The organism is Olleya sp. 1-3 (genome assembly GCF_002836085.1).
GTDB lineage: Bacteria > Bacteroidota > Bacteroidia > Flavobacteriales > Flavobacteriaceae > Olleya > Olleya namhaensis.
On the sequence record NZ_PJBW01000001.1, the window covers coordinates 262,606 to 279,378 of the forward strand.

General features: G+C 34.9%; 9 protein-coding genes. 6 read left to right on the forward strand and 3 right to left on the reverse strand.

Going from position 1 to position 16,773, the window contains the following annotated elements:
- The first annotated feature begins 4 nt into the window (after positions 1–4).
- Positions 5–550 carry a hypothetical protein gene (locus CXF54_RS01125; RefSeq protein WP_101202098.1) on the forward strand — a complete coding sequence of 182 codons (546 nt, stop codon included), beginning with the start codon at positions 5–7 and terminating at the stop codon, positions 548–550.
- On the opposite strand, the gene CXF54_RS01130 is transcribed toward CXF54_RS01125, so the two are convergent.
- On the reverse strand, positions 547–2,046 hold the full coding sequence (locus tag CXF54_RS01130; RefSeq protein WP_101202099.1) for a PLP-dependent aminotransferase family protein: 1,500 nt from the start codon (positions 2,044–2,046) through the stop codon (positions 547–549). The genes CXF54_RS01125 and CXF54_RS01130 overlap by 4 nt on opposite strands.
- Before the next feature lie 77 nt (positions 2,047–2,123).
- On the opposite strand from CXF54_RS01130, the gene CXF54_RS01135 reads away from it, so the two are divergent.
- From CXF54_RS01135 to CXF54_RS01145, 3 genes are all read left to right on the forward strand, one after another.
- Positions 2,124–3,944, forward strand: coding sequence for a TonB-dependent receptor plug domain-containing protein (locus CXF54_RS01135; protein WP_101202100.1), 1,821 nt, complete (start codon positions 2,124–2,126; stop codon positions 3,942–3,944).
- A gap of 67 nt (positions 3,945–4,011) precedes the next feature.
- Positions 4,012–4,881: a cupin-like domain-containing protein gene (locus tag CXF54_RS01140; protein WP_090836747.1), complete on the forward strand. Its 870-nt coding sequence runs from the start codon at positions 4,012–4,014 to the stop codon at positions 4,879–4,881.
- Between the two features lie 5 nt (positions 4,882–4,886).
- A complete protein-coding gene (locus tag CXF54_RS01145) occupies positions 4,887–5,381 on the forward strand; it encodes a DUF6646 family protein (RefSeq protein ID WP_101202101.1) in 495 nt (164 codons plus the stop codon).
- A 60-nt stretch (positions 5,382–5,441) separates the two neighbouring features.
- Here CXF54_RS01145 and CXF54_RS01150 read toward each other — a convergent pair whose 3' ends face one another.
- Positions 5,442–5,918, reverse strand: coding sequence for a regulatory protein RecX (locus CXF54_RS01150; RefSeq protein WP_090836751.1), 477 nt, complete (start codon positions 5,916–5,918; stop codon positions 5,442–5,444).
- Between the two features lie 48 nt (positions 5,919–5,966).
- On the opposite strand from CXF54_RS01150, the gene CXF54_RS01155 reads away from it, so the two are divergent.
- Both CXF54_RS01155 and CXF54_RS01160 read left to right on the forward strand, forming a co-directional pair.
- Positions 5,967–9,194 (forward strand): lamin tail domain-containing protein, encoded by a 3,228-nt coding sequence (locus CXF54_RS01155; protein ID WP_157823367.1) that lies wholly within the window; start codon positions 5,967–5,969, stop codon positions 9,192–9,194.
- A 217-nt stretch (positions 9,195–9,411) separates the two neighbouring features.
- The gene (locus tag CXF54_RS01160) at positions 9,412–14,319 is read left to right on the forward strand and encodes a choice-of-anchor D domain-containing protein (RefSeq protein WP_101202103.1); all 4,908 of its coding nucleotides are present in this window, start codon (positions 9,412–9,414) and stop codon (positions 14,317–14,319) included.
- A 42-nt stretch (positions 14,320–14,361) separates the two neighbouring features.
- On the opposite strand, the gene CXF54_RS01165 is transcribed toward CXF54_RS01160, so the two are convergent.
- On the reverse strand, positions 14,362–16,770 hold the full coding sequence (locus CXF54_RS01165) for a TonB-dependent receptor domain-containing protein (RefSeq protein ID WP_198551032.1): 2,409 nt from the start codon (positions 16,768–16,770) through the stop codon (positions 14,362–14,364).
- Between the last annotated feature and the right edge of the window lie 3 nt (positions 16,771–16,773).

Sequence of the window (16,773 nt, forward strand, 5' to 3'; positions counted from 1 at the left end):
TGACTTGAAAAACAACACTTTAATAATTTCAGAAAACAATAGACCTTTTTGGCAATTACCACTTGCTGCTTTATTATTTACATTGTCGGTTTACATTATCGGAAAAAATTTATACCTCTTTAATTGGAGCAATGACTATTTTAAACACCTTTCTGAGGAGATTAAATCAATCGTATTGCTTGTGCTTGTTGCAATCGGCTTGTGTTCTAGCAAAAGAGTTTATATAGATATTGAAAAGTCAAGATTTAAAAAAACTCTAGAAGTGGGACCTTTAAAGTTTGGTAAATGGCAAACTATTAAAAACTATAAATATGTTTCAGTTTTTCACAAACCCTTAACTAATGGAAGCTATACTTTTGTGGTAAACTTATGGTACGATAAAAATAAACATTTTGAATTATACTCAAAAGATTCCTTTTCAGGCGCCATCCAGATGGGATATGATCTTTCTGAACAATTAAATATAGACTTACTTGACGCAACTATACCTAACGACTTTAAATGGATAGACAAAGAAACTCTTAAGCACCAAACCAATACAGAACCTTAAAGAGGACTTTTAACATCCTCAAAAGCAGTCTTTAAAATTTTAATTACGTTTTCTATTTCATCTTCGTTTAAATGTCCAAACCCTAATCGTAGGGCACAAATAACTTTATTTTGATACATAATAGTTTTAGGTAAAAACAGGTCATACGTTTTTGCTTTTTCGGCTAACTTTATAAGCGAAATTCTAGAATCAAAATTTAACCAAACCGCTAATCCTCCCGCTGGTACTTGCCACGTAGCATCGTCTTTAAAATAGGTGGTTAAACAAGCACATAAACAATCACGCCTTTGCTTATAAATGGTAATATTTTTTTTAATTAAACGGTGAATTTCACCTTCAGAAATAAGTTCGGTCAACATTTGTTTCTGAATCAGATCCCCTTGTTTATCTAATATTTGCAAATAGTTTTTGGCTTCATTAATAATATTCTGAGGCGCAACGACAAACCCAATCTGAAAACTAGGAAAAAAAGATTGCCCTAATCGTCCTAAATAAATTACAACACCTTGCCCATCTGCACTAGCCATAGGCAACATGGCAGAACCATCAAACTGAAAATCGTAATCAAAATCGTCCTCAATTATCGCAAAATTGTAAGCTTTTGCTAGTTGCAATAATTTTAATCGGCGTTCTGCGGTCAGTGTTACCGCTGTAGGATATTGCCTATGCGCACAAACATACACACATCTAATACTATTTTTAGTGAAGTTTTTTTCAATAAAATCAACATCCATACCATTAGCGTCCACCGGAATAGTAATTATATTAGCACCTGCTTGTTGGAAAATCATATTAGATTTATAATGACTTAACGCTCCAACAATTACAACATCTTTTTCTTGTATTAACAATTGCGATACAATATACAAGCTCATTTCCGTACTTCTTGTACTTATAATGTTGTCTGGTTTAATATGAAACCCTCTTGTGGCATTTAAATAATTACACAACTGTTTGCTAAAAGTGGTATAAGATTGTTCTTGGGTTTGATTCCATTTTGAAATTAAAGCACCACGTTTCATTGATGCGCTGTACCATTTTGAAAATTGGTGTGTTGGATGCAATCTTAAATCGGGCTGTCCATCGTTAATAACATACTTACTTACAGAAAACTCTTCTGTAGAAGCTAAATTAAAAGAAGACTGAAACGGAAACCCTGCAACGTCCGGATATGCTTTTAGTTTATCCAAACCTTGTAAAACACCTTTTATGGCGGCTGTTTTCTTTTCTGGCATTAACACAAATGTGCCTTTATTTGCCACAATATCCACCCAACCTTGAGATGCTAACTCATCATAAACAGCAACTGCAGTGTTCCTATTTATGTCAAATAATGTACTAAATTTTCGGGTTCCTGGTAAAGCAGTTCCTTCCGCTAAATAACCACGTTGAATGGCATTAATGATCTGTTGTGAGATCTGAATATAAATTGACGTGGTAGTCGATTTCTCAAAACTAATTAAAGATTCTAATATATTAACAACCGGACTACTCATTGTTTTAAAACTGGACTATTTTAATGATCCGGAAAGTTACGAATTTTGCACCGCAAAAAATGCGAATAACTATTATTATGAAATTGACTTACTTATTTACTTTACTTGCTTTGTTTACAATAACAATACAAGCACAAGATCTAGAACAAGAACAAAAATTAGACTCTGTAATTATTACATCGTCTAGAATTGACTTACCGTTTAAAGAAAACTCTAGAACTATTACTGTTATTTCGTCTTCAGACATAAAAAACAGTGCAGCAACTAACGTCGCTGATGTATTGCAACAAGTTGCCGGTGTAGATATTAGACGTCGTGGAACAGCAGGTAGTCAAGCAGATTTATATATTCGAGGTGGTGGTTTTGACCAAACGTTATTACTAATTGACGGAATTAAAATGGACGATGCACAAACAGGGCATCACACCATGAACGCAGCTTTACCTCTTGAGGTTATTGAGCGTATCGAGATTATCAAAGGGCCCGCTGCCAGAGTATTTGGTCAAAATGCTTTTACTGGAGCTATTAATATTGTTACCAAGAAAAACTTGAATAACACGGTTTCTGTTAATTTAGAAACAGGTTCTTTTGGGCAATTAAATGGAGGTGTTACAGTTGGAACTGAATTAGAAAACTCGTCACACATCGTTCACGTTGGAAAAATGACATCAGAAGGTTATAGAAATAACTCGGACTACGACAATACTAATTACTTTATTAAAAGTGTATTTAATAAAAAAGCACAAGCAATAGAGATGATTACAACGTTTTCTGATCGTAAATTTGGAGCAGAAAACTTCTACACAACTAACCCTACTTTTAATGAGTATGAAGAAACAAAAAATAGCTTAGTAGGTTTTACTACTACTTTTAATACGGAGAAATTTAAAATCAAACCTCGTGTTTATTGGAAACGTAACGAAGACGAATTTTTACTAAGACGTGATGATCCTGCTTTTTATAGAAATTTACATATTACAGATAAAATTGGAGCCGAAGTTAACGCGTCCTACACGTCTGAAGCTGGTGTTACCGGTTTTGGTGTAGACATCTCTAAAATACACCTAAGAAGTAATAATTTAGGTAATCGTAATCGTTTTATGACAAACTTATTTTTAGAGCATCGTTTTAAACTTTTAGATAACAAATTAGATATCACACCTGGTATTGCTGTAACTTATTTTTCTGATTTTAAATTTCATGCATTCCCGGGACTAGATGTTGGTTACCAAATTAACAACGACTTAAAAGTGTACGGAAACATTGGTTATACTTACAGAATACCAACATATACGGATTTATATTACAGTGATTTTAGAACGTCTGGTAATGAAAACTTAGATCCAGAAGAAGCTTTTGCACAAGAAATTGGTGTTAAATACAATACCAATGGATTTAATATGTCATTAGCTTTATTTAATAGAGATTCTAAAAACCTAATTGATTATATCAGACCTAGCGAAATTGAAGAAATATATACAGCAACAAACATTGCAGAAGTAAACACTAAAGGTTTTGAGTTTAATACGTCTTACAACTTTAAAATCAGTAATTTTAATCAAACATTAGCTGTAGGTTATACGTTTTTAGAAGATGATATATTAGATCAAAACGAAGCATTATCGCGTTACTCTCTAAATACATTAAAGCATCATTTTACAACACGTTTAAGTACACAATTACTTAAAAACCTTAGGCAAAACATTGTTTATAAGCATGCGGAGCGCACAACAGGACAAAGCTACAATGTATGGGATGCCTCTTTAGTGTATACTTTAAAAAAACTAGAGTTTACGGCTACTGCAAACAATATTTTTAACACAGATTACATCGAAACTGGATTTACGCCAATGCCTCCAAGTAATGTGTTATTTGGATTACGTTACAACTTTAACTAAAGTGTAACAACAAAAACTACAATCCATTTGGTATCGTTTTAGTAACTTTGGCTCTTAAATTTGAAATTTGAAACTAAACCTTCAAGACATACCAAGAGTTAAAGCTATAACTAAGCAAGAGTTTATAAAACATTATTTTAAACCTCAAAAGCCAGTAGTTATAGAACAGTTTATTACAGACTGGCCTGCGTATACCAAATGGAATTTAGAGTATATTAAAGACGTGGCGGGAGACAAAATAGTCCCTTTGTATGACGACAGACCTGTTGATCACAAAGATGGATTTAATGAGCCTCACGCTAAAATGAAAATGAGTGACTATGTAGATTTATTGAAACGTGAACCTACAAAATTCAGAATATTTCTATGGAATATTCTAAAAGAAGTCCCTCAACTACAACAAGATTACACCTTTCCTGATTTTGGACTACGTTTAATGAAAGGGCTTCCTATGCTGTTTTTTGGCGGTCGCGACAGCTATACTTTCATGCATTACGATATAGATTTGGCTAATATTTTTCATTTTCATTTTGAAGGCGAAAAACAAATTATTTTGTTTGATCAAAACCAAAATCAACACTTATACAAAGTACCACATGCTTTAATAACTAGAGAAGATATAGACTTTTCTAATCCAGATTTTAAAAAATGGCCAGCACTTAAAAACGCTAAAGGTTGGCAATGCCAATTAAAACATGGCGAAATATTATATATGCCAGAAGGCTATTGGCATTACATGAAATATATTACACCAGGTTTTTCAATGAGCTTACGTGCAGTAGCTAGACGTCCAAAAAATTTAGGAAAAGCGATATACAATGTCTTTATAATGCGTAATTTTGACAACTTAATGCGACGCATAAAAGGTCAAAAGTGGATTGATTGGAAAAATAAAAAAGCCATATCAAACACAAATAACAAATTAAAAAAGGACTAAATACAATGAAAAAAGGACTACTATTAATTGCTTTATTACTAACTGCTGGATTAGTAAACGCACAAGTTTTTGAAGGTAAAGGAGATCAAAAATTTCAAATTGGCGCAAATTTCCAAGACAATGTTAACGGTATAGTATTGGCTTATGACTACGGTTTAGGAGAAAACATATCTGTTGGTATTGTTACCGGTTATGCTTTAAACCTAAGTAATGGTTTATCTGCAAATTTTGAAGATAGATTTGAATTAGAGGGACGTTTTAATGCTAACCTAGGAAGTGTATTAAACATTAGTGATAATTTTGATGTTTACCCAGGTATTAGCTTAAGTTTAAAAAACTTTGGAGGTCACTTAGGGATGCGTTACTTTTTCTCTACTGGTTTTGGTGTTTTTACTGAATTTGGTACAACATTCGCTAAATACAATTCAGAAATTTTAACACCTGCTGAAAAAATAAACAATCAATTTACTGTAAATTTAGGAGCTGTTTTTAACTTATAGTCAACCTATTATATTATAAAAAAACCTTTCATTTTTAGTAATGAAAGGTTTTTTTATGTCTTATTTTATCAGCTCATTAGCTTTATCATAAACCAAAAAAGTTTCCCAACCACGATACAGTAAATAGTCTATTAACTTTTTTCTTCTTTTGTATTTATCCGTTTCTTTTAGAGAATTATTTCTTTTTTCGGCTAAATCATTAAAAACATCGATGTACTCCTCTTCATCTATTTCTTTTAACGCCTCATTTAGATTAAATTTGGATATCTCTTTTCGCTTTAGTTCAAGCGTGATTCGATATTTGCCCCATTTTTTAATTCTGAACTTACCCCGAGCATAAGCTTTGGCAAAACGCTCTTCATTTAGAAAATTTTGCTCCAAAAGATGAACCACTATCATATCTGATGCTTCAGGTATCATATTCATATCTTTTAGTTTCTGCTTAACCTCTTTGTGACAACGTTCTTGATAAGCACAATAGTGTTCCAACTTTTTAGTTGCTTCTTCTACTGTGTACGACTCTTGACTTCTAACCATGAGTCAAAAATACACCATAAAAACCAAAAAAAAATAAACTCGCTATTTATGAAACATCCAAAATTACTTTTTGCTTTACTGATTTTTAATTATTTCGGCTTTGCTCAAAGTATAATTTATAACGAAACCTTTACCAACAGCCCCAATAAAGGCGCTATATATAATAACACAACAGGATTAACAGATATTGATTTATCCGGAATAAACTGGACCATAGACGTTTCTGGAGCTGCATTTGATAGTAATGGCGATAGATTTATAGTCGCAGGTAACCCTAGATTTTTTGAAGGACGAGACATTGATGGTTTTGCAATATGGTATTCTCCCGTACTAAATATTACAGATTTTACAGACATCACTTTTGAATTAGAGGCCTATGACCATCGCCCTGCATTTGATGACTTTGAAGCATCAGATTCTTTTACTACAGAATACAGTTTGGATGGTGGTGCTTGGCAAATAGCTGATACTAATGGTGTATTAGTGGATGACATTGACACTCTTACATTAGTGCGCCAAGTTGCTCCTTTATTAGGAAATACATTAGCCATAAGAGTTACTATGAGAAATAATGCTAATGCAGAACGTTACCGATTGGACAATATAAAAGTTAGCGGTGTAGCTTCTGCAAGCCCAAGAATAACAATTAATCCAGATACTAATTTAGTGTCAGGTTTAACCAATGTGGAAGGCAATGTAGATATTGTACCAGAAACCTTTACTGTGCTAGGAACGTCATTAACAAATGATGTTGTAATAACTGCTCCTTCAAGTTTTGAAATTTCATTAACCCCTAATGGTGCATACTCCAACAGTTTAACATTAGCACTTACCGGAACTTCTGTAGATTTAACCACTATATATACAAAACTAACATATGGATTAGCTGCTGGAACGTATAACGAAAACATAATTATAACTAGTACAGGAGCACCGTCCCAAAATGTAAACGCACAAGGTGAAGTGTTTGGTTATACTGCACCTTCAGATTGTAGCTCATTATTAATATCAGAATATCACGAAGCAAATAATGCCACTCCAGACGAAAGATATATCGAATTATATAACGCATCAAGTTCGCCTATTAGCCTTGCTAATTTTCAACTAGCAAGATTTACTAATGGCCGAATTAATTATAACCCAACAATTAGAACTTTACCCAATGCAGCTGTTATAGCACCATACTCCACATACATAATTGCTAGAAACGGCTCAGAATTATGCGCAAACGGAACTGCCGATTATTGTAACAGCTCTGGCTTTTTTAATTTTGATGGTAATGATGTGATTGCTTTACAAACTGCAGAAGGAGTAAACATAGATGTTATTGGAGTATTAAATTCAAATACTAATTTTGCTCAAAATGTAAATCTTGTTAGAAACAACAACATACAAGGACCAAGTACAACATACACAGCAACAGATTGGACTAGCTCTCCTTCAAACAACATCAATTTTCTAGGATATCATATTAGCGATTGCGCCTGTTCTGGACCTATCGTAACTTGGGACGGCTCAACATGGTCTAATGGCGTTGGTCCTAACATAAATACCCCTGTTGTAATTAACGGTCCTTTTACAACTGGCGTTGGTAGCGCTACTAGTTTTTCTGCTTGTCGCTTAACAATAAATGCTACAACAATTATTACCTCAAATTTTTATATTGAAATAGAACACAATATTAATAATACAAACAAACTTGTAGTTCAGACAGAAGGAACCTTAGTTCAGAATAATGAAACTACTAAATTTATAAATAACTCTTCTGAAACATTTCCAATAGAAGTTGTAAAACGCACCGCTCCTTTTGTTGCTTGGTACGAATATACATATTGGGGTAGCCCTTTAGCAGACGCTATACTTGAAGACTTAGTCCCAAATACAGCAAGTGGTAGAAAATTCACCTTTAATGGCGCTAATTTTAATGATGCGCTTGCCGAAGATTTTGGAAACAACAATACATATACTACTGGGCAAGATGACGTTGACGACGAAGGAGATGATTGGCAATTTTACGCTACAGGACTAATGACTCCAGGTGTAGGATACGCAACCACCATGTCAGAAATAGACCTTGCAGCTCCAGGAGCGATGACAAACGGTATTAACCTAACCTTCTTTGGATCCGAAGCAAATTCTGGGGTAGTCAAAGTACCTGTAGCCAGAAACGATGACTCTAACTTAGACAACAACTGGCAATTTATTGGTAACCCTTATCCAAGCGCAATAGATGCTACTGCTTTTTTTAACGAAAACACAACAACGCTAAGTACTGTTGATCCCGGAGTTATAGATGGTGCCATTTATTACTGGTCTCAAGCAACTCCACCATCCGCAACCACAATTGGTAACGAGCAGATTAACTTTAGCATCAACGATTATGCAATAATCAACTTTAGTGCTAACGTTGCCGGAGAGCGCTATGCTCCAAATAATTTTATTCCTTCAGGACAAGGTTTTTTTGTCAACTTTTCTGATAGCTATAGCAGTGCTGCGGGAGAAGTTGTTTTTAACAATAGCATGCGCGTTATTGGAAATAATGACCAATTTTTTCGTACTGAAAACACAAACTTAGATAATAAGCTTTGGCTTAACTTAACCTCGGATAATGGTGTATTTAGCCAAGTTGCAATTGCCTATCTTGATGGTGCCACTAATAATGACGATGGCCCATCATATGATGCAAGACGTTATTATAGTGGTGGCTCTGCCATGATAACCACGTTTGCCGAAAATAACAACATTCCGTTAGCAATACAAGGAAAGCACCCAGAGGGTTTAGATCTTGACGAAACAATTCGTCTAGGCTTAACAACAGGAATTACATCACCAACAATTTATACGATTTCAATAGATCATTTTCAAGGTGACTTTTTCTCAACCAATGCCATTTATTTAAAAGATAACTTTAACGACACCTACCAAGACTTAACAGTTTCGGACTATTCTTTTACTTCAGAAATGGGTGGTTTTGATAATAGATTTGAAATAGTCTTTACACAGCCTGTTTTATCAATAGATCAACAACTTTTAGCATCCAATAGTTTATCCATAATTGAAGATAATAATAGCAACGTTACTTTTAAATTATCGAATAAGAAATTAACAATTAGCACTATTCAAATCTATGATGCTTTGGGCAGATTAGTTTACAATCTTAAAGGTCAAAGCACTTCAGAAACTTATAATTTATCAAACCTGAGCCAGGCAGCTTACATAGCGCAAATTGAATTAAATACTGGTCAAAAAATAAGAAAGAAGGCTATTAAAAAATAGATTAAAACACTCCCTTTAAAGGTCAAACCAATCATGGTTTGACCTTTTTTTTTGCCCTTAAACCGTTTTGATATAACTTAACGTAACGATAACATGTTTTAATCGATTAAATAGTGCCTGTAATCGATATTTTTATATATTTGTAGTAAACTGCTTATAATCAACCGATACTATATTATCAAAACTTATTGTTGCCCTCAATTCCAATACGTTTATTATGAAAAAAACCCTCCTTACCCTACTTTTACTATTTTCTATTACTTTTACTTTTGGTCAAATTTATCAACATGATTTTGGAAACACGTCAATAAGCGCACACCCTTATATTGTTACCCCAAATATTATTGACTCAAACCTTTCTAATTCCAGCTGGAGTAATACAACAAATTCATGGACCAGTTTTGCAGGAAGTGCTGGTCAGGCAATTTCACTAAACAACTCTAGCGGCACACCAACTTTAACTCTTACATTTGAAGTAAACAATGGCTACCAATTAGATATAACTAGTTTCAGTTTCTGGAGAAGGAGAAGTAATTCTGGCGCTCAAAATTGGGATATGACTATTAATAGTATACCTGTTGGATCAGGTACTGCCGGAGGTGGAGCAAATACAGGAAATTTGAATGTCTCTAACGTTGTATCAGGATTAACAGGCACCATAACTGTAGAAATAAATCTGAGCGGAGCCACTGGAAGCGGAACATTTAGAGTTGATGATTTCATATTAAATGGCTCTGTTACATCAACAACACCGACTCCCACAATCACGTTAAACCCTACAACCTTAACAGGACTAGATTATACACTAGGAACAGGCCCATCTGCAGAGCAAACGTTTACTGCAGAAGGTTTTTTATTAACCTCAAACCTAGTACTAACTGCACCAACTAATTTTGAAATATCAACAACCTCTGGCTCAGGTTTTGGAGCCTCAATAAGCTTAACACCAACCACAGGCATAGTAGCATCAACTACAATTTACACTCGCTTAATTTCTGGCTTGGCAGTTAATACTTATACTGGTACTATAACAGCGACAAGCACGTTGGCGGCGGACAAAACAGTTGCATTGGCAGGAGAAGTTTTAGCACCTTTAGCAGATGTCGTTATTACAGAAGTATCATACAATTCTACTGGAGCAGATGACGAGTGGATTGAGATTTGTAACATCTCTGGTAGCCTACAAGACATTAGTAATTATACGATTAGCGACGGTGGTGCTTTATTTACTTTTCCCGCAGCCACAACAATAGCAAATAACACATGTATAACGGTCTCTTTAGGTAGTAATGGAGATGGCACTTTTAATAATGATTGTCCATTTACTCCAGATTACGGTATTAGCGCCTCTACAAATAACACTAATAATTTAGTAAACTCTAGTGACTCCATATTACTTTACGCTGCAGATGGCTCATCTATTATAGATAGTGTGACTTATGACGATGCTGATGGAGCAGACAATAACGGAGCAACCCTTCATGTTATAGACGCAACTATAGACAATAGTGACACTGGCACGAATTGGCAAGAAGTAGCCAATGGTGGATCTCCAGGCGCAAATGCTTTAGTTTCGCCATGTTCTGTACCAGAATTACAACTTGTTGATAACTCTAACACAGACCAAGCTTGCGGATACACCATTGCTTTTGGATCCCAAGCCACAAGCTTTAATACAGACATTACTTTTGATATTGATAATGACGGCGCGCTAGATTTAAACATTACTTCTTTGATGTTAAGCGGTGCAGACGCTACTAGTTTTAGCATCATATCTCCCGCAATTCCTTTTACAATAGTAGCAGGCAACACACAAACCGTAACCGTTAGGTTTACACCTACATCTGTTGGCCTAAATAATGCCATACTTACAATTTATAACAACGATGCAGATGAAGGTACATGTGCAATAACACTGCAAGGTACAGGGACAACGCCAGAACAAGAAATTAATGTAGAAGGAAACATAGCTGCCTTTCCCGACATTCCAAATGGAGACACTACACCAATCAGTTTAGATAATACATTATTTGCCGCTCAAAACATTGGAGCCTCTCAAACCAAATCTTTTAGAATTCAAAATATAGGAACTGCCGACTTAGATATTACAAGCATAACTGTTGGCGGACTAAACCCAGGAGATTTTACAGTAAGTTTAAACCCTACACCTTTCACTGTAACAGCAATGCAAGACCCTCCAGGTATTTTTGAAATCACATTTTCTCCGATAGCTTCAGGAACCAGAACAGCCATAATATCTATTGCTAACAATGATTTGGATGAAACCCCTTATACGTTTACCGTTCAAGGTAACGGACTTTGTAATCCTAGTACCATAACTATACTACCAGCATCCGGTCCAGAAAACACTATAGTTACAGTTACGGGCACCAATTTAACCGCAGCTACAGCAACTGTAAGTGGCATTACAGCAACAGTAAATAACATATCTAACACCATTATAGAAGTTACTATTCCTGCTGGAGCAACCTCAGGAACAATAGACATTACAGATGATTTAGGCTGCCCTGCCTCTAGCCCTTTTACAATAATTGACCATTCAGGAAGCTGTGGTAGCGCAACAGGGTTAATGATTACAGAAGTGTACGATCAATCATCAGGGTCTTTAGGTTATATCGAAATATTTAATGGTACTGCAACAACTATCGACTTAACACAATATGAAATTAACCGTTTTGGAGATTTAACTTCTACAGGATCCACTCACACTTATACATTCCCAAATACAGGCACAGGAAGCACTATTACAAGCAATCAAATTTTAGTTGGAAGAGTTAATTCCGGAGGAACAGGACTAGAAGATTTTGACTTTGGCGGTTCTGCTTCAGGATTTAATGATAATGACCGACTAGAGTTAACACTAATAGCAACAGGCGTTGTTATAGACGATTTTCATGATGTAGTAATTGGAACAGCAGGTTATGTTTACCGAAGAAACACAGATGTATCAAATCCTAATCCTACTTTTGATAATGCAGAATGGACAACCGCTACTTCTGGAGACACTAGCCATTTAGGAACGTTTGCAACACTTAATAATGCACCAACAATAACAGCGCACCCACAACCTATAAACAATTGCAGTGATGCAATTGTATTTACAGCTACAGCCACACCAGGGAATTCTGGAACATTAACATACCAATGGTATTATAATGATACTATCTCGAGTGGATGGACAAGTGTGTTAAGCACATCTTTTGCTCCAGGAACAGTATCAGGAGAAACCTCAACAATGTTATCAATAACAGGAGCTAATATACAAGGCTACCAATTTTATTGCGAAGTTACGGAAGATGGTGCGTGTAGTACAGCATCTGACGCAGCCCGAGTTAACATAGGAACAACAACATGGACACTAGGGGCATGGGACAATGGCATACCAAGCCTTACAATACAAGCTATTTTAAATGACGACTACAATACCAGTGCCTACGGAAATATCGAAGCTTGCAGCTTAACAATAAACACTTCCTATTTCCTGACAGTATCAAGTAATACTTATGTTAAAATTCAGAATAACATCACTAACAACGGAACATTATTAATAAACGATTCGGGTTCTGTTGTTCAAATTAATGACTCAGGGACTTACGATGATTCTGGAAGCAGCGCTACCAATCCAACCACAGTAGAGCGCCTAACAGCATCAATAAGTGATTGGTATGAATATACCTATTGGAGTAGCCCTGTCTCCAACGAAACTATAGGAAATGCTTTATTTCAAGCAGATGCCAATAGACGCTTTAGTTTTATAGCTGCAAATTTTGTGGATAGCACATACGAAACAAATAATGACAACACAACTACCGTAGGAGCTGGAATTGATGATATTGACGATAATGGCGATGATTGGGTACTTCAGCCACCAGGAGCATTAATGACGCCTGGAGCTGGATATGCAGCAACACATTCTACAGCTGCTTTTGCAGGCACTAACAATTACAATTACTCTTTTAGAGGTCCACTAAACAATGGTGTAATTACTGTCCCTGTGGAAAGAAACGACACCGAACTTGGAGACTCTAATTGGAACTTAATAGGAAACCCTTATCCATCTGCAATAGATGCTAAATTGTTTTTTGACGAGAACACGTTCTCAACAAACCCAGCGACAGGAACCTTAGATGGTGCCATACACCTATGGTCACACTCCACACCTCCATCCTCAACAGCTAACGGAAACGAAATATTAAACTTTGATTTAAATGATTATATCGTAATAAATTACACAGGATCTTCTGTCTCTGGAGTGACTAGTCATGTTGCCTCTGGACAAAGCTTTTTTACAACTTTTTCCGATGCCCTACCAACCACAACAGGAACTGTAACATTCAACAATAGTATGCGTGTGGATGATAATAATAATCAATTTTTCCGAGCAAGTAATCAATCTGCAGAAAATAAGTTATGGCTAAAACTAACAAGTGATTCTGGATTAAAAGATAATATTCTAATTGGATATGTTAATAGTGCCACTAGTGGTAATGATGGAGACGCGTTTGACGCTAAAGCGAATGGTTCTTACACAAAAAGCATGACCTTCTACTCACTTATACCTACTGTAAACAGAAAATTTAGTATTCAAGGTAAAGCCATTAATGATTTAGATATTGATGAAACCATTGCTATTGGTTTCTTAAACAACATAGATACACCAACAATTTACACCTTTAGTATAGCAGAACTTCAAGGTGATTTTTTAACAAACAATACAGTCTATTTAAAAGACAACTTAACCTCAACTACATTTAATTTATCTGATAACGATTACAGTTTTACTTCGCCTGTAGGCGAATTTAATAGTAGGTTTGAGATTGTTTTCAAAGACAACAGCCTATCTATTGATCAATACAATTTAACTGCTGATAATTTATTAATAATTGAGGACAGTAATAACAACGTTACTTTTAAATTACCTAACAAAGACGTAACACTTAAAACAATCAAAATCTATGATGCCTTAGGCAGACTAATCTATAATCTAAAAGCCCAAAACACGTCAGATACCTTTAACCTCTCTAATCTTAGTCAGGCTGCTTATATTGCACAAGTAGAATTAAGTAATGGTAAAATAATTAGAAAAAAAGCGGTAAAAAAATAGCTAGAAATTCGTGTTAACAAATTCGATTAATGTCTGTCAATTTTACATACTATACTTTAAAGAAACAATAAGGTTTCTACCTGGAGCAGCTATACCAGAAGAATATGTTCTATACCGTTGGTCAGAGATATTCTCTAAAGCAGCTGTTACGGTAACATCATTCCCTATTTGATATTGTGTTCTAAAATTTAAAGTGTGCCAAGAAGGCGAATAAGGGTTTCCGTTTTGATCTAAAGCGTAGATATAATCTTTCTCAGCTTCAGAAGGTGCTAATTTATTATTTGCTAATGCATTGTTATAATTAACAAATGCATCTAGTTTTAATCTGTTTTTTTGCCAAACTAAATGTGTATTTCCAAAACTTGGAGCCACATGTCTTACCGGTACTTCAACACCATCTGTTTCTTCAATACCACCAATAAGATTATATTGTGACGTTAATTTAAATGCTTTTGAAAAATTTACTTGTGCGCCTATTTCAAAACCATAAATCCAGGATTTTGAAGCATTTTGTATGGATTGTACCGTACCTAACTCACCATCATAAATAATTTGTGATTCGCCATTTAAAGTCCCATCACGTCTTACTAACGCATTATCCAAGTAAGTATAATAAGTCGCCATATCTAGGATTACTACTTTATTAAAATTAAGCTTCAACCCAAGTTCTCCACTATAGGCATATTCTGGATCCAAATTATCATTTGGCACAACAACAGAGCCTGGTTCTGAATCAAAGACCTTACCAATATCATCAATATTTGGTGCCCTAAAAGCAGAAGACAAATTAAATTTCCATTGTAAAATTGGATTAGGTAACCACGTAACACCAGCAGTACCTGTTAAAGCATTTGCTGTATTATTAGATTCTGTAAAAGGTAGATTTAAAAACTGATTATTTTCTGTAAAATCGGCTTTTTGAGTAACCATATTATAACGTAATCCTGATTGAAACACAAACTTAGTGTTGGGTTTATACTTATAGCTTGCATACACTGCTGCACTCTGCCATGTTGCACCATCGGGATATCTGGATACCGTTTTTTGAGTTGTATTAGTCTCCACATTTTCAACATAACCTATAGACCCGACTGTATTGTAAACATATTCAAAACCATAAAATAACTTTGAAGTCTGGTGTAATTGTTTTTCAAAATCTATATTAAAAGATAATGCATCCACAGACTCTTCTCTGACGTTTCTTTCCACTTCCTGAAAATCACGATCCATTCTACTTTCTTGAAAATTCTGATATGCTAAAGTGGCTTTTATATTATCATAAAACAAAGCATTACTACTTCGTTTTGTAACACTCACATTAGACATAAACCATTTTTGAGGACCATAATTCCATTCTGCAGACCTTAAATCATCGTCTCTATAACGTATTAACCTGTCGTATCTTGGATAATCTGATGTTGCTGTATAAAACACACCTAAATCAACATCTAAATCTTCAGCAGCCTTATAGCTTACTTTTTGCATCAAGTTAATTTGATTGTATCCTGTAAACTTCTGAACTCTTGAATCATTATTTTGCACGATAACATCCTGATTATTTTGAGTAACCACAAATTCTGGCCTTAAATAATCATCTGGACCATGACTACCCATGGTTAAATCATTAAAATCAGTATAACTTACATTTGTCAGAAATGCCCATTTTTTATAGCCAACATTAACATCAATATGCGCTGTTTTTTCCTGGCTAGCTGTTGCATACCTCAATAAGACATTACTCTTAACATTTAAAGTATCAGAAAATGAAAACTCTGGTTTTTTTGTATAAAAACTCATAACACCTCCAATGGCATCACTACCGTAAATAATAGACCCTGCACCTAACGTCACTTCTGTGTTTTGAATAGACAATGGATCGATAGAGATAACATTTTGAAGATTTCCGCCTCTAAAAATAGCATTATTCATACGTACTCCATCCACTGTAATTAATAGCCTATTAGTAGAAAACCCTCTTATCATAGGACTTCCACCTCCCAACTGACTTTTTTGGATATAAACCTGACCTGTACCTTCTAATAAGTCTGCACTTGTTTGCGGATTATTAAAAGAAACGTCTTTTGCCGTAATGGTTGCAATGGTTTTAGGAATGTCTTTTTTTCTTTGCCCAAAATTTGAGGCAGAAATAACAATCTCATCCAAACCTTGCTGACCAGCCATTAAATACACACGTCCGTTTTGGATATTACTTTTTTTTATTGTTTTTAATTTATGAGAAATATGCTGAAAATAAAGCAGCTCGGTAGCCATAAAGGCATCCAAATTAGCCTGACCATTAAGATCCGTAATTTCGCTTTTAGATTTATCTTTATTATAAATAGCGACTCCAAATACAGGCTCGTTAGTAGTTTTATTTAACACCTTAATAGTCTGTGCTGAAACAGAAAATGAGACCAAAAAGAGTAAACAAATACTAATAAGAAACTTCATATA